Here is a 20,599-nt window from a genome sequence, read left to right on the forward strand (position 1 = left end):
GGGATTCTCCTTATTCATTCACAACACCTGCGCGAGGCAGAGTATTTGAGGCAGAGGCCGACTGGCGGATAACAACCGTCAGCAGCGTAAGCATTACCGCGCTGATGGCCGCCGGGACGGCAATAATGAAAAACAGGTTATCGAATGAGAAATTCATCGCCATCATCACGCCGCCGGAAAGCGAGCCGACAATCGCGCCGCAGCGTCCCACTGCATTAGACCAGCTGACGCCCGTCGCCCGACTTTGCGTCGGATAAAGCGTGGCGGTTAACGCATTAAGACCAACCTGAGAACCGCTGATGCCGATGCCGGTGCCAAAAATTGCCAGCGCCATCAGCCACAAGCCGTTCTCGCTCAGGCCAATCATGACGATGCATACCGCGCCCAGCGCATAACTCACGGCCAGCACGCGGAAAGGATTGTATTTATCCATCAGCACGCCCAGCGCCAGCGCCCCCAGCGTTCCTCCAATCTGGAAGGCGGCAGTTACCCAGGAGGCATGCTGCAGGTCAATTCCACGATGGTTAAGCAACGTTGGCATCCAGCTGGAGAGCAGATAAATAATCAGCAGGCTCATAAAGAACACTACCCATAGCATCAGGGTAATAGGCAGCTGTCGCCCAACGAACAGTTGGCGAATGCTGCCTTTAGCAATTGCGGTACCCTCGTTGAGATAAAAATGGGTATTCTCATAACGTTCCTGGGTGATGGCACTGACGGTTCTGGCAATCACGTTTTGCGGCAGCTGACGACGAACCTGCCAGCGTGGGGATTCCGGTAGCGCAAACAGCAGGGCCACAAACAGCATCAGCGGTAGAACGCCTCCCAGCACCAGGATGCCGTGCCAGCCAATCACCGGCACCAACTGCGCGCTGACAATCCCGCCCATTGCCGAGCCCAGAGTAAAACCACAGAACATCATGGTGACCAGTGCCCCGCGCCGACGCGCTGGGAGATATTCAGACGTCATGGTGATGGTATTTGGCATTGCGCCGCCCAGACCTAAACCGGTCAGGAAGCGCAAAATAACCAGCGTTTGTAGATCGGGTGAAAAAGCCGATATCAGACTTAGCGCACCGAACAATGCCACGCAGAGTTCTATCACCCGTTTACGGCCAAAACGGTCAGACAGCGGGCCACAGAGCAGCGCGCCAGCGGTCAGCCCCAGCAGACCTGCGCCAAACAGCGGTGCCAGATCGCCGGCAGTCAGTTGCCAGTGAGTACGAATGTCGGGTGCGATAAAACCAATCGCCGCAGTATCAAATCCGTCGAGCATGACAACCAGAAAACAGCAGATGATAACGCGCCACTGTGTCTTACCGACGGGGGCGGAATCGATCAGTGCTTGTAGATCACGTTGTTGAGTCATAGTGAATGCCTCAGTGCAGGTAGAGTAGATGTCTGTTTTGTTTTAGGTATGTTGCGACTTTGTATGTTTGGAGATGAAATGTACAATGGCTTTTCATGCAGAGGCATAACCTGGAGGTTATAGCAAATGGCAAACTGGGCGCAGAAACTGAAGTTGCAACACCTGCAAACGCTTATCGCACTGGGCGAACAGGGAAATCTGACGCACGTCGCCCGAATGATGAATATCACCCAGCCCGCGTTGTCGAAATGGTTATCACAGCTCGAAGATGAGATTGGCATCACGCTCTTTGAACGTCACAGTAAAGGCTTGCGTCCTTCCGAAGGCGGCAAGCTGCTACTGCAACATGCCCAACGCCTGATCAATGATATGGAGCGTTCGCAGTATGAAATCGCCCGTTTTAAGCAAGGCGGTCTTGTAGGGAGTCTGAAGATTGGCTGCTCGCCGGTAGCGACCGACTGTGTTTCACAGGCAATACTGGGTTTGCTCACAGAACTGCCAACCCTGCATCTTAATATCGAAGAGAAAGTGATGACCCCGCTGCTGCACGATCTGCTCGCGGGTTCGGTGGATGTCGTCGTCGGTCGCGTCGGCGGTCGGGCTCTTCAGCTGCCGCTCAATTATCAGGTGCTGTATACCGAGCCAGTGTGTTTCGTCGCCCGTCCCGACCACCCCCTGGCAAAATATCCCCTGCTCACATGGCACGATCTGGCGAACTGGCGCTGGATTGTCTGGCCGACAGGAACCCCTATCCGGATAAGCATTGATAACGCACTGGTTGATAACGGCGTCATGTTGCCGGAAAACATCATTGAATCGGCATCGATCAACGTCAGTACCAACCTGCTGCAAAGTAGCGATATGATCTCTATTCTTTCTCTACGCCTGGCACAACGGTATGCCGCCCAGGGACAACTGGCGATCCTGAATCTGCCGAAGATTGAACAAAAAGGCAGCGTCGGCGTATTCTGGCGCAACAACGAAACGCCTACTACCGCCCTGAATCGTTTTCTGTACTACCTGGCACAAGTTTAGCGCGGAGAGTTAGGGCCACCGCCCGATGTTCCAGATATCTATTTCCTCTATGCTTAGAATTCATGATGTGATCGGTAGCACGTTTTTAAGTTTAATTGTATGATGAATCAGTCTCGTCAAGGGTTTCAACTATGAGCAAAGCACTGAACATTATCTGGCAATATTTGCGCGCCTTCGTCCTGATTTATGCCTGCCTCTATGCAGGTATTTTTCTTGCATCGCTACTTCCTATCACCATTCCGGGCAGCATTATCGGCATGTTGATTCTGTTTGTTTTACTGGCTTTGCAGGTGTTACCGGCAAAATGGGTTAACCCTGGCTGCTACGTGCTGATTCGTTATATGGCCTTGCTGTTTGTCCCAATTGGCGTGGGGATCATGCAGTACTTTGACCTGCTGCGCGCACAATTTGGTCCGGTGGTAGTGTCTTGTACTATCAGTACGCTGGTCGTTTTCCTGGTGGTGAGCTGGAGCTCGCACATTGTGCACGGTGAGCGCAAAATCGTTGGGCAAAAAGGGTCTAAAGAATGATGTCGTATATCTGGTGGTCGTTACCTCTTACGCTGGCGGTATTTTTTGGCGCACGTAAGCTGGCTGCACGATTTAAAATGCCGCTATTGAACCCGCTGCTGGTCGCCATGGTGGTGATTATTCCCATTCTGCTGCTGACCGGCATTCCCTACGATCACTATTTCAAAGGCAGCGAAGTACTGAACGATTTGCTGCAACCTGCCGTGGTCGCGCTGGCCTATCCGTTATATGAACAGCTGCACCAGATTCGCGCCCGCTGGAAATCAATCATTGCTATCTGTTTTGCCGGCAGCGTTGTGGCGATGGTTACAGGTACAACAATCGCCTTGTTGATGGGCGCATCGCCGCAAATTGCCGCATCTATCATGCCCAAATCGGTCACCACGCCTATCGCTATGGCGGTGGGTGGCAGTATTGGCGGTATTCCGGCTATCAGCGCCGTTTGCGTCATCTTTGTCGGTATCCTGGGGGCGGTATTTGGTCATACGTTACTCAATGCCATGCGTATTCGCACCAAGGCCGCGCGTGGGCTGGCAATGGGCACCGCGTCGCACGCCCTGGGCACCGCACGCTGTGCGGAACTGGACTATCAGGAAGGTGCGTTTAGCTCACTGGCGCTGGTCATTTGCGGCATTATTACCTCACTGGTAGCCCCGTTCCTGTTCCCGATTATTCTGGCAGTGGTGGGTTGATCTTCATTTTTTAGCTATTTATTTGCGATGCGTTGCACATTTTTCATTTAAGTTTCATAAGTTGCATACACAATGAGATTTGGATCACATATAAAGCCATAACAGGCCCGTAAACTACGATTCCATTACATTGTTATGAGGCATCGCCATGCATCCACGTTTTCAAACTGCTTTTGCCCAACTCGCGGATAACTTGCAATCAGCCCTGGCCCCTGTTCTGGCGGATGCACATTTCCCCGCCATGCTGACTGCTGAGCAGGTCCCTTTGCTGAAACGCGAATCGGGACTGGACGAAGACGCGCTGGCATTCGCTCTGCTGCCGCTGGCTGCGGCCTGCGCGCGTACTCCGCTGTCCAACTTTAACGTTGGCGCAATCTCTCTCGGCATCAGCGGCAACTGGTACTTCGGTGGGAACATGGAGTTCCTGGGCGCGACCATGCAGCAAACCGTTCATGCCGAGCAAAGCGCTATCAGCCACGCCTGGCTGCGCGGTGAAAAAGGGCTCGCTGCCATCACCGTCAACTACACGCCGTGCGGCCACTGTCGCCAGTTTATGAACGAACTGAACAGCGGACTGGATTTACGGATTCATCTGCCGGGACGTGCACCACACGTGCTGCGTGATTACCTGCCAGATGCCTTCGGCCCAAAAGATCTGGAGATTAAAACGCTGCTGATGGACGATCAGGATCACGGCTTCGCGCTGCAGGGTAATGCGTTGACTCAGGCGGCGATCACCGCCGCCAACAGATGTCATATGCCGTACAGCAAATCTCCAAGCGGCGTGGCGCTGGAGTGTAAAGATGGTCGTATTTTTAGCGGCAGCTATGCTGAAAATGCCGCCTTCAACCCGACTCTGCCGCCGCTGCAAGGTGCGTTAAACCTGTTGAATCTCAACGGTTATGATTATCCAGATATCCAACGTGCTGTACTGGCTGAAAAAGCCGATGCGCCGTTGATTCAATGGGATGCGACATCCGCTACCCTGAAGGCACTGGGCTGTAATAATGTTGAGCGCGTTCTCCTGGGTTAATCGACTCAATAACGCCAGTTCGTAGGCCGGATAAGGTGTTTACTCCGCCATCCGGCACTATGCAGAATGTCTAAAATCCCCTCAATCAGACTGCTGTTTCTTGCGCTACGTCTTCCGGTACAGTAGCCTGATTGAAATTCCATCCAAATAACGAGTTTTCTGCATGTTAAAGCGCGTGTTTTACAGCCTGTTAGTCCTGCTAGGCTTGCTGCTTTTGACTGTGCTTGGACTCGATCGGTGGATGAGCTGGAAGACTGCTCCCTACATTTACGACGAACTGCAGGATTTACCCTACCGCCAGGTAGGTGTGGTTCTGGGCACGGCGAAGTATTACCGCACCGGCGTCATCAATCAGTATTACCGCTACCGCATTCAGGGCGCATTAAACGCCTATAACAGCGGGAAGGTAAACTATCTGCTGCTAAGCGGCGACAACGCGCAGCAAAGCTACAACGAACCCATGACGATGCGTAAAGACTTGATTGCCGCGGGCGTCGATCCCGCTGACATTGTGCTTGATTACGCCGGGTTTCGGACGCTTGACTCCATCGTGCGCACCCGCAAAGTGTTCGATACCAACGATTTCATCATTATTACTCAGCGATTCCACTGTGAGCGTGCCTTGTTTATTGCGCTGCATATGGGTATTCAGGCCCAGTGCTACGCGGTACCTTCGCCAAAAGATATGCTCACCGTGCGGGTACGTGAATTTGGCGCCCGTTTTGGCGCACTTGCCGATCTCTACATTTTCAAACGTGAGCCCCGCTTTTTAGGCCCACTGGTGCCCATCCCGACCATGCATCAGGTTCCGGACGATGCACAGGGATATCCGGCAGTCACACCTGAACAATTACTCGAATTGCAAAAGAAACAAGGAAAATAAGCATGGATGTACAAACCCTTTTCGTCGTGTTGGCCTTTCTGCTCATTCCGGTGTTTTGTTTTCGTGAAGCCTGGAAAGGCTGGCGCTCGGGAGCCGTAGATAAAATTAAAAAGAATGCGCGCGAACCGGTTTTCGCTTATCGCAACCAAGAGCCGCTGCAATTTTGGTCTTACGTACTGGTTTATGCTGGATGCGGATGCTTATCCTTCGGTATGGTTATTTACTTAGTTTTTTATCGATAATGCATTTGCTTTTATATTAGCGTTTGAGAATAGCTAATATTTTGATAATAGTTACCATTTCAATATAAGGGATTAATGCTGCTCTCCAGCATTTCCCTCAAACTATCTTCTATTTGTGAATCCTTTCACAGAATACTCTTCCTGCAGTGCTTAGCCTTAAGAATAGCCTTTCACTTTTTATATTTTGTTATTAACGGTTTGCCTTAATTTACTCAAGCATTAAGGAAGAAAATATGCCACAACAAAATTATCTGGATGAGCTCACCCCTGCTTTTACTCCATTATTAGCAATAAAAGAGGCTTCCCGCTGTTTATTATGTCACGATGCCCCCTGTAGTCAGGATTGCCCGGCGCAAACCGACCCTGGGAAATTTATTCGTTCCATTTATTTCCGTAATTTTAAAGGCGCGGCCGAAACTATCCGCGAAAATAATGCGCTCGGTGCGGTGTGTGCCCGAGTTTGCCCAACCGAAAAATTATGCCAGCGCGGGTGTACGCGCTCAGGAATTGATAAACCTATCGATATCGCGCGTCTGCAGCGCTTTATAACCGATTTTGAACAGCAGACCGCGATGAAAATCTATCAGCCGGCAACAAAAACGCTGGGCAAGGTCGCCATTATCGGTGCAGGTCCGGCAGGATTACAGGCCAGCGTAACGCTGAGCAATCTTGGTTATGACGTAACCATCTTCGAAAAACAGGCTCAGCCAGGCGGCTGGTTGCGCTATGGCATCCCAGAGTTTCGTTTGCCGCATTCGATTTTGGATCATGAAATTGCCCGTATCGTCGAAATGGGCGTGACCATCAAGTGCAATTGTGAAGTCGGCAATGCCCTTTCTGTTGAGCAACTCAAATCAGAATATCGCGCCGTACTGGTTACCGTAGGCATGTCTTACGGATCAACATTGCCTCTGTTTGAGAAGGCGAATCACGTTGAAATTGCCGTCGATTTTCTGCAACGAGCCCGGCAATCCAGCGGCGATATTACCGTCGCCAAAAGTGCATTAATCATCGGCGGTGGCGATGTGGCGATGGATGTCGCCAGTACATTGAAGCTGCTGGGCTGCCCTTCAGTCACCTGTGTTGCGCGTGAAGAACTGACCGACTTCCCGGCCAGCGATAAAGAATTCAGCAGCACCCAGGCATTAGGCGTGTCGATTATTGACGGTTTCACGCCCGTGGCGGTTAGCGGAAATCAAGTTACCTTTAAGCACGTACGCCTGCCAGGTGAGCTCACGCTGGAAGCCGAGCACATTATTCTTGCCGTTGGCCAACACGCTCAGCTTGATAATTTCGCCGCGTTAAAGCCACAGCGCAATCTTATCAATACGCAAAACTACCAAACCGCCGATCCGGTTCTGTTTGCTGCGGGCGATATTGTTGAAGGCGATAAAACGGTCGTTTACGCCGTGAAAACCGGAAAAGAAGCCGCTCAGGCCATTCATTACTATTTAGAGGGAGCTTGCTCATGTTAACGAAAGATCTTTCTATCACCTTTTGCGGCGTCAAATTTCCCAACCCGTTCTGCCTCTCTTCCTCTCCGGTGGGCAACTGCTATGAAATGTGCGCCAAAGCCTATGATACCGGCTGGGGCGGTATTGTTTTTAAAACGATCGGTTTCTTTATTGCGAATGAAGTCTCCCCGCGCTTTGACCATCTCACCAAAGAAGATACCGGCTTTATTGGCTTCAAAAACATGGAGCAAATTGCCGAGCATCCGCTGGAGGAGAATCTGGCTGCTATTCGGCGACTGAAACAAGACTACCCAGACAAGGTACTGATTGCGTCGATCATGGGGGAAAATGAGCAGCAATGGCAGGAACTGGCCCGCCTGGTTGAAGAAGCGGGTGCAGATATGATCGAGTGCAACTTCTCGTGCCCGCAAATGACCTCACATGCCATGGGCAGCGATGTGGGGCAAAGTCCTGAGCTGGTTGAAAAATACTGTCGGGCGGTTAAACGCGGTTCGCCCCTGCCAATGCTGGCTAAAATGACGCCAAATATTGGTGATATGTGTGAGGTGGCGCTGGCGGCAAAACGCGGAGGAGCCGACGGTATCGCGACCATCAATACGGTTAAATCCATCACCAATATCGACCTGAACAGGAAAATCGGGATGCCGGTCGTCAACGGTAAATCCAGTATTTCCGGCTACTCCGGCAAGGCAGTTAAACCTATTGCTTTGCGATTTATCCAACAACTGCGCATGCACCCTGAACTGCGCGATTTCCCGATTAGCGGCATTGGAGGAATTGAGACCTGGGAAGATGCCGCCGAGTTTTTACTGCTAGGCGCGGCCACACTGCAGGTAACCACCGGAATCATGCAGTATGGTTATCGAATTGTGGAGGACATGACCAGCGGGCTGTCGCATTACCTCGCCGATCAAGGGTTTGACTCACTGGAGGAAATGGTCGGTCTGGCCAATGCCAATATCATCCCCGCCGAGGCGCTTGACCGTAGCTACATTGTCTATCCGAACATCCATCTTGATAAATGCGTCGGCTGTGGTCGTTGCTACATCTCCTGCTATGACGGTGGGCATCAGGCGATGGAATGGAATGAGGAAACCCGCACACCGCACTGTAACACGGAAAAATGTGTGGGATGTTTATTGTGCGGTCACGTTTGCCCGGTAGCCTGTATTGATCTGGGCGAGGTGAAATTTAAACCCGGAGAGAAAGAACATGCGTTAACGTTGTAACGCTGATAAAAAAGCCCGGTGCAGGTTACACTGCACCGGGCTTTTTACGTTGTACGATTACTTCTTACGCGCGTACTTCAGTGAGTCCAACGCGACCGCGAAGATGATAATGCCGCCCTTGATAATATACTGCCAGTAAGGGTTCACGCCGATGTAGGTCAAACCGTAGTTGATGACGGTGAAGATAATCACACCGGTCACCACGCCAAACACGGTACCTACGCCGCCGCTGAACGACACACCACCAACCACGCACGCCGCAATCGCATCCAGCTCATACATAAAGCCGAGGTTGTTGGTCGCCGAGCCGATACGTCCGGCTTCCAGCAAACCACCGAAGGCATAGAACACGCCAGACAACGCATAGATAATCAGCAGGTTCAGCGCAACGTTTACACCGGATACTTTCGCGGCTTCTGGGTTTCCGCCGATGGCAAAAATGTTTTTACCGAAACGGGTCTTGTTCCACAGCACCCACACAAAGGCCACCGCAATCAGCGCATAGAATGTGATGTAGGAGAGTCGGAAACTGCCCAGTGCAATAAAGCCCTGCGCAAAGGTTGAGAATCCGCTGTCAAAGCCAGAAATTGGCGATGCGCCGACGAAGTCGTAGTACAGGGAGTTGATACCGTAAACGATAATCATCGTACCCAATGTGGTAATAAACGGCGTTACGTTCAGATAAGCAATGATAATACCGTTCACCAGACCGATAATGGCACCAATCACGCAGACAATCAGCACCACGACAATGATCGGCATCGTCGCCATTTCCGGGAACACCTTGTTGGCATTCTCCATCGACTGCAACAGAGTTGCCGCCACCACTGCCGCAAGGCCAACCTGACGCCCCGCCGACAGGTCGGTCCCTTGGGTAACAATCAGTCCAGCCACACCCAATGCGATAATAATACGCACCGAGGATTGCGTCAGAATATTACTCAGGTTCAGTAAGCTTAAGAAAGTGGGATCCTGGAAAATAATAATCGCCAGCAAAACCAAAAGAACAACGTAAATTCCGCCTTCTTTCAGGTAAGTAAGAAAACTTTTCTTATTTAACGCACTCATGAGGAGCCCCTAATCTTAAAGGTGCAAAGACGCAAGACGGAGGATTTCGTTTTGCGTTGTTGTTTTAGTGTCAACAATTCCAGCAACGAGACCATTGCTCATCACCAGAATACGATCGGTAATACCCAGCAGCTCCGGCATTTCAGAGGAAATAATAATAATCCCCTTATCCTTTTTCGCGAGTTCGGCAATCAACTGATAAATTTCAAATTTCGCGCCAACATCAATTCCACGCGTCGGTTCATCCAGCATCAGAATTTCTGGCTGAGTTAATAACCAACGACCAATAACCACCTTTTGCTGATTACCGCCAGAAAGTGAACCGATTTGCGTACGATGGCCCGGTGTTTTCACCCTCATGGAGTCAATTACCCACTGGGTATCACTCTTCATGCGGGAATTATCCAACAGACCAACTTTGTTTTTATAGTTTTGGATATTGGAGATTAACGAGTTAAAACCAATGTCCAGATACGCATAAATACCGGTTGAGCGGCGCTCTTCCGTGACCAGTGCAAAACCATGGTTGATGGCTTCATTTGCACTGTGGTTATTAATTTTTTTGCCGTGTAGCGTAATCGTACCCGATGATTTCTCACGAATACCAAAAAGCGTTTCAACGATATCCGTGCGTTTTGCGCCTACCAGACCGGCAATCCCAAGAATTTCCCCTTTGTGCAAATCAAACGAGATATCACGAATCGACGGCTGACGCAGCGAGGTCAGGTTACGCACTTGCAGAATGACTTCACCTGGTTTGTTTTCTTTATCCGGAAAACGTTGGTTCAGTGAACGTCCGACCATCATGGCGATGATCTTATCCATATCCAGCCCTTCCAGCGGCTGGGTCGCAATCCACTGACCGTCGCGCAGTACGGTAATTTCATCGCACAGCTGGAAGATTTCTTCCATTTTGTGAGAAATATAAACAATACCGCATCCACGCTCTTTCAGCTTACGGATGATGGTGAACAGATGGTTAACTTCTTTCTCGGTTAACGATGAAGTTGGCTCATCCATGATGACGATTTTGGCGTCATAGGAGAATGCTTTCGCAATTTCAATCATCTGCATTTGTGAAACAGATAATGTACCGACGCGCGCACGCGGATCGATATCAATATCCAGTTCATCGAATATCGCTTTGGTATCGCGGTACATTTTTTCCTGATCGACAAACATACCTTTGGTGGGATAGCGTCCCAGCCACATGTTGTCCATCACAGAACGTTGTAATACCAGGTTTAATTCCTGGTGTACCATCGAAATACCATTTTCAAGCGCTTCTTTAGCAGAATGAAAATCGATTTCTTTACCCTGAAATAAAATACTGCCGGAATCTTTTTGATAGATGCCGAAAAGACATTTCAATAATGTTGATTTCCCTGCGCCATTCTCTCCCATTAGGGCGTGAATAGAATGCGGGCGAACTTTTAAATTGACATTATCAAGCGCCTTAACGCCGGGGAAGGACTTGTTGATGCCGGTCATTTCCAACAAGTATTCGCCTGACGACTGAGTATGTGTGCTGACCATAATTATACCTTGTTGGCCTTGCAGAGTGCATTATTAAGGGCGCAATGAAATTGCGCCCACATACGGAGTATTTATTTGTTGGTGAACTCTGCCAGATTATCTTTATCGACACCTACGTACGGAACGCGAACAATCTTGTTCTCAATTTTCCAGTTAGTGCCATCTGCCGCACCTTTGCCATCAGCCAGGTTTCTCGCCAGATCGAAGGTGGCTTTCGCCTGGTTGTTAGCATCGTTCAGCACGGTACCGGCCATGGCGCCAGATTTCACCAGAGCCAGCGCTTCAGGCAGCGCATCCACACCAAATACTGGTACGCTGGTTTTGTTGTGCGCTTTCAACGCTTCAACTGCACCCATTGCCATCGCATCATTGTTGGCGATAACCACTTCAATTTTGTTCGCGTTTGGACCGGACATCCACGCATCCATCTTATCTTTCGCCTGAGCGGTATCCCACATTGCAGTATCTAACTGCAGCTGCTCAGTTTTAATGCCTTTGTCGTTCAGCTCTTTAATCACGTAAGTAGTACGCGCTTCAGCATCCGGGTGTCCCGGTTCGCCTTTCAGCAGAACAAACTGAATTTTGCCGTCTTTGTTCAGGTCCCAGTTCGGGTTAGCTGCCCAGTGTTTGGCAATCAAATCACCCTGAATAATGCCGGACTCTTTAGAGTCGGTACCGACGTAATACGCTTTGTCATAGCTGTCCAGCGCTTTACGAGAAGGTTCTTTGTTGAAGAACACGATCGGTACGTTCTGTCCGCGTGCTTTTTCAATGACCGTGCCAGCAGCTGCCGGGTCAACCAGGTTAATCGCCAGTGCTTTAACGCCTTTTGCCAGCAGCACGTCGATCTGATCGTTTTGTTTGGACTGGTCGTTCTGCGAGTCGTTCATCAGCAGCTGTACATCTGGTGCCGCTTTGGCATCTTTTTCAATAGCCTTACGTACTACAGACATAAAGTTATCGTCATACTTATAGATAGTCACACCAATGCGGGTATCAGCAGCGTGCGCAGCCGCGCCGAATAACATGCTTGCCATTACAGCAGACAGGGTCAACACCTTCTTATTCATGGTATCTCCGGTTTTATTATGCAGGGTAGTACTTGAGATAAATGCTCGGCAGGCAGAACGTTACTGAAGTGTTACTGAACGCCGAAGCTCACTTTTAAAAAATATTTCTTCCGTGTCTGGCAACGCTCCAAAAACAGGCTTTAATTTTTGTTTAAGGCACCTATACCTCGATGAAAGTGATTATTCACCGTTACATAGTAGTTACAGCGCAACAAACAGTGTCATCATAGCTATCGCATTGTTAATATACTGTGAATTTACTCACATATTGAAAGCGGTTACATCGCGCAACGTTATGAGTTAGTGATCGGTGCCGCATTCTGCCGCAGCGCCACTGAATGGCGACGCACCAGCGTTGGCATAAAACAATGCGACGCCTGCGGATCCAACGTGCCAGCCGCCCCCTGTAGCGCAAGCTCCGTCGCCATTTTTGCCATTGAGGCAATGGGATAGCGCACAGTAGTTAGCTGCGGATCGGTGTAACGCGCGATGGGAATATCATCGAAGCCAATGATAGAAAGGTGTAATGGAATAGCGATGCCGTTATCTTTTAGCGCGGTCAGCGCGCCGGCTGCCATATTGTCGTTATAAGCGAAGACCGCCGTCAGCTGTAAGTTACGCCCCAGCAGTTCCACCATCGCGGACTCTCCGCCCTGCATATCGGGCGAACCGGTGCCGACCCAGCTTTCTGCCGCAACAATCCCCTGCTCTTGCAGGGCAGTTAACCACCCTTCTTTGCGCATGGCGTCATCTTCAATGCGGTGGCTTGATGCCAGATAGCCGATGCGTTGATGGCCATTATTTAGCAGCATTCGGGTCGCCATTTTAGCACCGCTGATGTTATCCAGGCAGACGCAACGGTGAGCGTAACCCGGTACCAGGCGGTTGATCAGCACCATGCCGGGGATTTGATCCATAAACTCGGCCAGCTCCCGATCGCTCAGTGCTTTAGAGTGTACAATCAGCGCGTTACAGCGTTGGCGAATCAACACCTCAATGGCATGACGTTCTTTTTCCGCCTCATGGTAGCTGTTGCCAATCAGGACATACTTCTGATGCTGCTGGGCAACCATATCCACGGCTTTTACCAGCGCGCCAAAAAACGCATCTGATACATCCATGACGACAACACCAATCGTGTCGCTTACCTGCGTCGCCAGCGCTTGTGCGTTGGCATTAGGTCGATAGCCAAGCTGAGTGACTGCTTTCATTACCGCTTCACGCGTATCGGGACTCACCAGCGCACTGTTGTTCAGTACGCGGGAAACGGTCGCTACAGAAACGCCAGACTGCCGTGCCACATCACGAATGGTTACCATATTCACTGCCCTGTTTTAGATTGCGGCTGCCCGCAGACACCCCAGGCTGGGTATTTTGTCAGCACAATGAAACGGACTGCGTGAGTGATGTCACAGGAATGAAAGCGCTTACATCCATTTTGTTAATGAATGTGATCCAGATCGTTATCTGGATGTTCGCGGTAATGATGTCCCCGCAGCACGCAGGGTTAATTGACGCCACAGCCATTCCACCGGGCCCTGGCGGTAATAACGCAGCCATATGACGGAGAAAAGTAAGTTAATAGCCCAGACCGGGATGACGAAATACAGCAGCTCCAGCCGGTCAAATTTCATAAATAAACCGGCCTGGTAAAACAACGTGGTGCAGATTAAGGTTTGTAACAGATAGTTGGTTAATGCCATGCGCCCCACACAGGCGATAGCAATGACCCATTTGAAGCGACTAAGCTGTGGCCAGAAACCAAACATCAGCGCAGCATAACCAATGGTTTGCAAAGGCGCACCCAGCTCTCGCGGGGCTTGTAACAGGAAGGCACACCAGCGGTAGGCCCAGTCCAGTTGCCACTGGGCGACGATAGCAGGCAGGTTAATCGCCATGCCGATAATAACCAGCAGAACGCCAGTGCGTCGATAATGCTGCAAACTGTACTGCCCTTTTAACCAGCCGCTGCGCATTAATGCCGCGCCGAGCAGCATCATCCCCGCCAGTTGCCAGCCATATTGCGCACCTAACGCCAGCAAGCTATTGGACATCATATCCACGCGATTGCTGATTGCTTCCATTCCGCCGTTCACTTTCCAGTATTTTTCATACAGCAACGCTGAAGCATCCGGCGTCCAGGCCCGGCTGGTTTCGCTCCCGGAGATCACACCCAACAGCAGCAGTACACCAACGCCCACCAAATAAAGCACCACGCCGGTGTTAAATAAGCTTTTCACCGACGGCGCATCCCGGACCAGCCGCCAGCAAATCAGACCGATCAAGCCATATGCCAGCAGGATATCGCCATCCCAGAAGAGTAAACCGTGAATAAAGCCCAATAGCACTAGCAACGTAAGCCGCGACTGGATCCAGCGTTTACCACGCGGGAGCAGCATTTGCAGACCGGCACCGAACAGCAGGGCAAACAACGTGAGGAATTTTACCTGCGCGAAGAGATCGAGCAGCGCCCAGGTCCAGGCGTCAGATAAGGTAATGTCGCCATACCACGCGGGATTGAGATATGCCGCCTTTGGCAAGCCAAAGGCGCTTATATTGAGAAGCAGGATACCAAGAATGGCGACGCCACGAATAAAATCCAGCGTGACATTACGCTCCATGGTTCCTGCCCTAATCAGTTGTGATGACGTACTGCGCGCAGGAATTCCTGACGCGTGTTCTGGCTGGACTTAAACAATCCACCAAGAGACGTGGTGGTGGTCGCACTTGTCGCATCGCGAATGCCGCGCGCTTTCACACAGTAATGCACCGCATCAATCGACACCGCCACATTATTCGTCCCGAGCAGCGTTTGCAGCGCGGTGAGAATTTGCTGGGTCAGACGTTCCTGTACCTGCGGACGCTGTGCAAAGAACTGCACAATGCGGTTAATCTTCGACAGACCAATGACCGAATCTTTCGGAATATACGCCACCGTCGCTTTGCCATCGATAGTGACAAAGTGGTGTTCGCAGGTGCTGGTCAGCGTGATATCGCGGACCGTGACCATCTCGTCCACCTTCATTTTGTTTTCAATGACGGTGATTTTGGGGAAGTTGGCGTAATCGAGGCCGGAGAAAATCTCATCGACATACATTTTCGCAATGCGATGCGGAGTTTCCATCAGACTGTCATCGCTCAAATCGAGATTGAGCAATTGCATAATCTCGGTCATATGGCCAGAGATAAGACGTTTGCGTGTTTCGTTATCCATCTCTTGCACGGGCGGGCGCAGCGGGGTTTCGAGACCACGCGCAACCAGCGCTTCATGAACCAGTGCCGCTTCTTTACTGAGTGATGACATTTCTTTTTCTCCTGCAGGTGGGGCGCCTCTGCCCTGCATGGGGCAAAGTTTTTAGGCTGTGTCACAGCCAGAACATTGTGCGTGAGGCGGCGCACATAATCCAGTATTCACCGCGATAATTATTGAAATTGGCACAGCCTTTCAGCGTAGCAATTTCACTTGCTGTTCAGCCCGGTGATGTCGAGTGTTAATGTAAAGTTATATAGATGATGAAGTATGTTTGCTCAATGCGGAAGTGAAAGTTACTCACAGTGCTATGAATAATCTGTATTATGATGAGTTCGCAAACACATTCAGGTTCAACACAACAAGGAGCCACGCATGGAAATGCTTGAAGAGCACCGCTGTTTTGAAGGCTGGCAGCAACGCTGGCGTCACGACTCCGCAACGTTAAATTGCGCCATGACCTTCAGTATTTTTCTTCCACCACCCCGCGATACCGCCCCGCCTCCGGTGCTGTACTGGCTGTCGGGTCTGACCTGTAATGATGAAAACTTCACCACCAAAGCAGGCGCGCAGCGCATCGCAGCAGAGTTGGGCATTGTGCTGGTGATGCCGGATACCAGTCCGCGCGGCGAGCAGGTTGCCAATGATGATGGCTACGATTTAGGCCAGGGAGCAGGCTTTTACCTCAATGCCACCCAGCAACCGTGGGCAACGCATTTTCGTATGTATGACTATCTGCGTGATGAGCTTCCGGCCCTGATTCAGTCGCAGTTTAACGTCAGCGATCGCTGCGCCATCAGCGGACACTCCATGGGCGGTCACGGCGCATTAATTATGGCGCTGAAAAACCCCGGGAAATACACCAGCGTTTCCGCCTTTGCGCCGATCGTAAACCCTTGTCGCGTTCCGTGGGGTGAGAAGGCTTTTAGCGCTTATCTGGGCGAAGATAAAACACAGTGGGCAGAGTGGGATAGCTGCGCATTAATGCTGGCCAGCAAGCCCGCAGACGCAATTCCGACGCTAATCGATCAGGGAGACAGCGATCAGTTTCTTGCCGATCAGTTGCAGCCCGCGGTACTGGCCGAAACGGCCCGTCAGACTGCATGGCCAATGACGCTACGCATCCAGCCTGGTTACGACCACAGCTATTACTTTATTGCGTCGTTTATTGAGGATCACCTGCGCTTCCACGCCCAGCATTTGCTGAAGTAATTCCTGAGTTGAGGGCGGAAGCCCTCTTCATTTCTCCATCATTCCTTCACTTTTTCTCCTTTTTTCTTCCTCCACTATCTCATTGATTAAAAAAGCATTTCACCCCAAATCATATCAAACACAAATGATTTCTATTATCATTTGTGTTTACAAATATTCATACTTTTGTACAATCCCCCCGCTTCTTTACTGAAAAGAGTCCTTAAAAGACAAATACATACAATTGTCATGGCCTTTCACATGACGCGCAGTTTGATTCATTTAAATGGAATGATACAAATGACTATACCTCACGTTAAGGCTGTAGCTGCCGCAGTATGCGTCGCCTGCCTCCCATCACTCGGCCATGCCGCTGAACAAGACACCGTGGTCGTTACCGCTACCGGTTTCGAGCAGAAAATTCAGGATGCCCCGGCTTCGATATCTGTTATTACCAAGCAGCAGATTGAGGACAAAGCCTATCGAGATGTCACCGATGCGCTAAAAGATGTCCCTGGCGTCGTCGTCACTGGCGGGGGGAGCAGCAGCGATATCAGTATTCGCGGGATGGCTTCGCAATACACGCTCTTCCTGGTCAACGGCAAACGCATCAGCACCCGCGGCACTCGTCCTAACAGCGACAACTCAGGTATTGAGCAAGGTTGGCTGCCGCCGCTGGAATCCATCGAGCGCATCGAGGTAATCCGTGGCCCGATGTCATCCCTCTACGGCTCCGATGCGATGGGCGGCGTCATTAACGTCATCACCAAGAAAGTGTCGAATACCAAAGCCTGGACCGGCTCTCTGCACGGCGATGCCACTTTCCAGGAAGACAGAGACTCCGGCGATATTTACCAGACCAACGCCTATGCGTCTGGGCCACTGATTGACGGATTACTTGGTGCGAAGGTGACCGGATTATTCTCCCACCGCGCGGAAGATGAAATCGTTAATGGCTACAATGAACAGCGTATGCGTAGCGGGGGATTAACCCTGAACTTTACGCCAGATGATAAAAACGACATCGATTTTGATTACGCACGTGAATTGCAGGATCGGGACAGTACGCCGGGCAAATCCATGGCCGAGGAAAACTGCCGTAACGGAAGCTGTAAGCCCAACAGTAAAAGCGAAAACAAGTATGTGCACACCACGTATTCAATAACCCACAGCGGTTATTATGACGACTTCAACTCCACCAGCTATATCCAGCAGGAAGAGACCGACAACCCCGGTCGCCAGATGAAGTCCTACAACACGATTTTCAATAACCAGAACCAGGTCTTCCTTGGGGCGCACACCCTGACGCTAGGCGGGCAATACCGTTATGAAAAACTGCGCGATAATGGCAACCAGCTGCAAGCGGCTGATGGACTGAACAAACTGACCCGCTGGAGCTGGGCGCTGTTTGCTGAAGATGAATGGGCCGTAACCGATACCTTCACGCTGACCGGCGGTCTGCGTATGGATAAAGATGAAAACTACGGTGACAACTGGACGCCGCGCGGCTATGGCGTATGGCATCTGAGCGATCAGTGGACCTTAAAAGGTGGCGTTTCCGCGGGCTATCGCGCACCGGATCTGCGCCAGTCTTCTGCCAGTTGGGGACAGGTTACCGGCGGCGGTCGTCTGAACGGAATCATTGTCGGCAACCCGGATCTGAAACCGGAGAAAAGCCTCAGCGAAGAGATCGGTTTACTGTGGGATAACGGCAACGACCTCAACGCAGGCGTGACGCTGTTCAATACCGACTTCAAAAACAAAATCACCGAAGTTCGCCGTTGTAACAGCAGTTCCGATCCGGCCTGCACCATCGGCGGCACCCATTATGACTTCGTCAGCGATCGCGTTAACGTCGATAAAGCCAATATGCGCGGCGTAGAATCCACCTTCGGCTGGAAAATAACCTCTGACGTCAACTGGACCGCAAACTACACCTACACAGAATCTGAGCAGAAAAGCGGTCAGTTCTCCGGCCAGCCGTTGAACAAAATGCCGAAGCATATGTTTAACACGACGCTGGACTGGCAGGCTACGCAGGATCTCGGTTTCTGGAGCCGTCTGAATCTGCGCGGGAAAACGTCTGAATACCTGAGTCGTACCTCCATGGCACAGGGCACCCCATCCTATACTCAGGTCGACGTTGGTTTACGTTACTATGCTACCAAGGATCTGTTGATGACCGCTGGCGTGTATAACGTGCTGGATAAACAAATCGATTACGATACCTACGACACCGTCCTTGATGGACGTCGCTACACGGTTGGCATGACTTACAGCTTCTAAGTCTGACGCAATAAAAAACCCCGGCACTCATCATGCCGGGGTTTTTGTTATGCTTTTTTATACTGTTATTTCTTCACGCGATCCGGGAATTTCATTTCGCTGTAGCGAACAAAACGGGTTCCTTTGGTCAGCTTATAGCCAAACCAGATAATCAGGAACAGCGGGATACCAATATAGGTAGCCATCACGCCGCCCCAGTCAATGCTGTCTTTCAGGAATGCTTCGTAGTTCTGACCCAGGGTGATAATCAGGCACAGCACAAAGGCGAAGATCGGACCCAGCGGGAAGAAGCCAGAACGGTACGGCAGGTCCTTCACATCGTGACCCTGCAGCACATAACCGCGACGGAAGCGATAGTGGCTAATAGCAATCCCCAGCCAGGCGATAAAGCCCGTCATTCCGGAAGTATTCAGCAGCCACAGGTACACGGTCTGGTTGCCAAACATCGAGGTCAGGAAGCACAGCCCCGCCACCACGGTAGTCGCATACAGCGCGTTACGCGGTACGCCGCCACGAGACAGTTTACCGAAAATACGCGGCGCTTTACCGTCACATGCCAGGGTGTAAAGCATACGCGTGGAGGCGTACATCCCGGAGTTACCTGCAGACAGCACCGCCGTCAGGATAACCGCGTTCATCACCGCTGCCGCAGACAGCAGACCCGCATGCTGGAATACCAGCGTGAACGGGCTAACGCTGATGTCTTTTACATCGTTACGCAGCAGGCTTGGATCGGTATACGGAATAATCAGGCTGATAATCAAAATCGCGAACACATAGAACAGCAGGATTCGCCAGAACACCTGACGTACCGCACGTGGAATGTTCTTTTCAGGATCTTCAGATTCGCCAGCCGCGATACCGATAAGCTCCGTCCCCTGGAAGGAGAAGCCGACGATCATCGCCACGCCAATCATGGCGGCAAAACCACCGGCAAACGGTGCATCACCGGTCGTCCAGTTGCTCCAGCCCACCGGCTGAGCGCCTTTGAAGATACCGAAAATCATCATCACGCCAACTACGATGAAGATAATGACGGTGGTAACTTTGATCAGGGAGAACCAATATTCCGCTTCACCAAATCCGCGAACGGAAATGTAGTTCAGCAGGAAGATAACGCCAAGGAACAGCGCACTCCAGATCCAGCCCGGCGTGTCCGGGAACCACCAGCTCATCACCAGCTGTGCGGCCACCAGGTCAACGGCAATCGTTACCGCCCAGTTGTACCAGTAGTTCCAGCCCAGCGCGAAGCCAAAGCCTTCTTCTACGTAGTTCTGACCGTAGGTGGAAAACGAGCCGGAAACCGGCATATAGGCAGCCAGTTCACCGAGGCTGGTCATCAGGAAGTACACCATCAGACCGATCAGAATATAAGAGAACAACGCGCCGCCAGGACCCGCTGCAGAAATAGTTGCACCAGATGCAACGAAAAGACCTGTACCGATGGAGCCTCCAATGGCAATCATCGTCAGGTGACGCGCCTTCAGTTCACGACGTAGCGTGGGCGCTTCTGTGGTTTTAGTTTCGGAAACCATGTGAAAATGCTATCCATCCAAAAAATGAGGCGCGATTGTAGCAGACGAAATGGCATTCTTCCGGCACAAATACGCTGTTATAAGAGACCTTCATGACTGGCCGCGGATTATAAGTAAAGCAGAAAATATGCGGTGTAAGGCGGTTAAGTTATAACCGCCGTTCTACAAAAAGGTG

General features: G+C 51.1%; 18 protein-coding genes. 10 read left to right on the forward strand and 8 right to left on the reverse strand.

Going from position 1 to position 20,599, the window contains the following annotated elements:
- Positions 1 to 10: 10 nt before the first annotated feature.
- Positions 11 to 1,369 carry an aromatic acid/H+ symport family MFS transporter gene (locus tag BZK41_RS06740; protein WP_079937625.1) on the reverse strand — a complete coding sequence of 453 codons (1,359 nt, stop codon included), beginning with the start codon at positions 1,367 to 1,369 and terminating at the stop codon, positions 11 to 13.
- A 126-nt stretch (positions 1,370 to 1,495) separates the two neighbouring features.
- Here BZK41_RS06740 and BZK41_RS06745 point away from each other — a divergent pair, with 126 nt between their 5' ends.
- The 8 genes from BZK41_RS06745 (at position 1,496) to preA (ending at position 8,488) form a co-directional block, all read left to right on the forward strand.
- Positions 1,496 to 2,404 (forward strand): LysR substrate-binding domain-containing protein, encoded by a 909-nt coding sequence (locus tag BZK41_RS06745; protein WP_008785262.1) that lies wholly within the window; start codon positions 1,496 to 1,498, stop codon positions 2,402 to 2,404.
- Between the two features lie 131 nt (positions 2,405 to 2,535).
- Positions 2,536 to 2,934, forward strand: coding sequence for a CidA/LrgA family protein (locus BZK41_RS06750; protein ID WP_016153711.1), 399 nt, complete (start codon positions 2,536 to 2,538; stop codon positions 2,932 to 2,934).
- Positions 2,931 to 3,626 carry a CidB/LrgB family autolysis modulator gene (locus tag BZK41_RS06755; protein WP_003027380.1) on the forward strand — a complete coding sequence of 232 codons (696 nt, stop codon included), beginning with the start codon at positions 2,931 to 2,933 and terminating at the stop codon, positions 3,624 to 3,626. Before BZK41_RS06750 ends, BZK41_RS06755 begins: the two co-directional genes overlap by 4 nt.
- Before the next feature lie 148 nt (positions 3,627 to 3,774).
- Entirely contained in the window at positions 3,775 to 4,659 is an 885-nt protein-coding gene (cdd, locus tag BZK41_RS06760) for a cytidine deaminase (RefSeq protein WP_079937626.1), read from the forward strand.
- A gap of 163 nt (positions 4,660 to 4,822) precedes the next feature.
- Positions 4,823 to 5,542 carry an outer membrane permeability protein SanA gene (gene sanA, locus BZK41_RS06765; protein WP_003027383.1) on the forward strand — a complete coding sequence of 240 codons (720 nt, stop codon included), beginning with the start codon at positions 4,823 to 4,825 and terminating at the stop codon, positions 5,540 to 5,542.
- 2 nt (positions 5,543 to 5,544) lie between these two features.
- Positions 5,545 to 5,784 carry a DUF2542 family protein gene (locus tag BZK41_RS06770; protein ID WP_003027385.1) on the forward strand — a complete coding sequence of 80 codons (240 nt, stop codon included), beginning with the start codon at positions 5,545 to 5,547 and terminating at the stop codon, positions 5,782 to 5,784.
- Positions 5,785 to 6,017: 233 nt separating this feature from the next.
- Positions 6,018 to 7,259: an NAD(P)-dependent oxidoreductase gene (locus tag BZK41_RS06775; RefSeq protein WP_079937627.1), complete on the forward strand. Its 1,242-nt coding sequence runs from the start codon at positions 6,018 to 6,020 to the stop codon at positions 7,257 to 7,259.
- On the forward strand, positions 7,253 to 8,488 hold the full coding sequence (gene preA / locus BZK41_RS06780; RefSeq protein ID WP_079937628.1) for an NAD-dependent dihydropyrimidine dehydrogenase subunit PreA: 1,236 nt from the start codon (positions 7,253 to 7,255) through the stop codon (positions 8,486 to 8,488). The genes BZK41_RS06775 and preA overlap by 7 nt, the downstream gene beginning before the upstream one ends.
- Before the next feature lie 57 nt (positions 8,489 to 8,545).
- Here the strand turns inward: preA and mglC are convergent, their stop codons facing one another.
- The 6 genes from mglC to folE form a co-directional block, all read right to left on the reverse strand.
- Positions 8,546 to 9,556 carry a galactose/methyl galactoside ABC transporter permease MglC gene (gene mglC / locus BZK41_RS06785; RefSeq protein WP_003027393.1) on the reverse strand — a complete coding sequence of 337 codons (1,011 nt, stop codon included), beginning with the start codon at positions 9,554 to 9,556 and terminating at the stop codon, positions 8,546 to 8,548.
- A 15-nt stretch (positions 9,557 to 9,571) separates the two neighbouring features.
- Complete coding sequence (gene mglA, locus BZK41_RS06790) at positions 9,572 to 11,092, reverse strand: galactose/methyl galactoside ABC transporter ATP-binding protein MglA (RefSeq protein WP_003027396.1); 1,521 nt, start codon at positions 11,090 to 11,092, stop codon at positions 9,572 to 9,574.
- A gap of 71 nt (positions 11,093 to 11,163) precedes the next feature.
- Positions 11,164 to 12,162, reverse strand: a complete 999-nt coding sequence (mglB, locus tag BZK41_RS06795) for a galactose/glucose ABC transporter substrate-binding protein MglB (RefSeq protein WP_043016958.1) — start codon at positions 12,160 to 12,162, stop codon at positions 11,164 to 11,166.
- Between the two features lie 293 nt (positions 12,163 to 12,455).
- Positions 12,456 to 13,481: an HTH-type transcriptional regulator GalS gene (gene galS, locus BZK41_RS06800; protein ID WP_020996668.1), complete on the reverse strand. Its 1,026-nt coding sequence runs from the start codon at positions 13,479 to 13,481 to the stop codon at positions 12,456 to 12,458.
- A 144-nt stretch (positions 13,482 to 13,625) separates the two neighbouring features.
- Positions 13,626 to 14,783: a DUF418 domain-containing protein YeiB gene (gene yeiB, locus BZK41_RS06805; protein ID WP_079937629.1), complete on the reverse strand. Its 1,158-nt coding sequence runs from the start codon at positions 14,781 to 14,783 to the stop codon at positions 13,626 to 13,628.
- A 14-nt stretch (positions 14,784 to 14,797) separates the two neighbouring features.
- Complete coding sequence (folE, locus tag BZK41_RS06810) at positions 14,798 to 15,466, reverse strand: GTP cyclohydrolase I FolE (protein ID WP_003027410.1); 669 nt, start codon at positions 15,464 to 15,466, stop codon at positions 14,798 to 14,800.
- A gap of 321 nt (positions 15,467 to 15,787) precedes the next feature.
- Between folE and fghA the strand changes: the two genes are divergently transcribed.
- Positions 15,788 to 16,624: an S-formylglutathione hydrolase gene (fghA, locus tag BZK41_RS06815; protein ID WP_079937630.1), complete on the forward strand. Its 837-nt coding sequence runs from the start codon at positions 15,788 to 15,790 to the stop codon at positions 16,622 to 16,624.
- A gap of 279 nt (positions 16,625 to 16,903) precedes the next feature.
- Positions 16,904 to 18,889: a ligand-gated channel protein gene (locus BZK41_RS06820; protein WP_079937631.1), complete on the forward strand. Its 1,986-nt coding sequence runs from the start codon at positions 16,904 to 16,906 to the stop codon at positions 18,887 to 18,889.
- Positions 18,890 to 18,954: 65 nt separating this feature from the next.
- Here the strand turns inward: BZK41_RS06820 and lysP are convergent, their stop codons facing one another.
- Positions 18,955 to 20,424 carry a lysine-specific permease gene (lysP, locus tag BZK41_RS06825; protein WP_079937632.1) on the reverse strand — a complete coding sequence of 490 codons (1,470 nt, stop codon included), beginning with the start codon at positions 20,422 to 20,424 and terminating at the stop codon, positions 18,955 to 18,957.
- Between the last annotated feature and the right edge of the window lie 175 nt (positions 20,425 to 20,599).

This window comes from Citrobacter sp. A316 (genome assembly GCF_002042945.1).
GTDB classification, from domain to species: Bacteria; Pseudomonadota; Gammaproteobacteria; order Enterobacterales; family Enterobacteriaceae; genus Citrobacter; species Citrobacter portucalensis.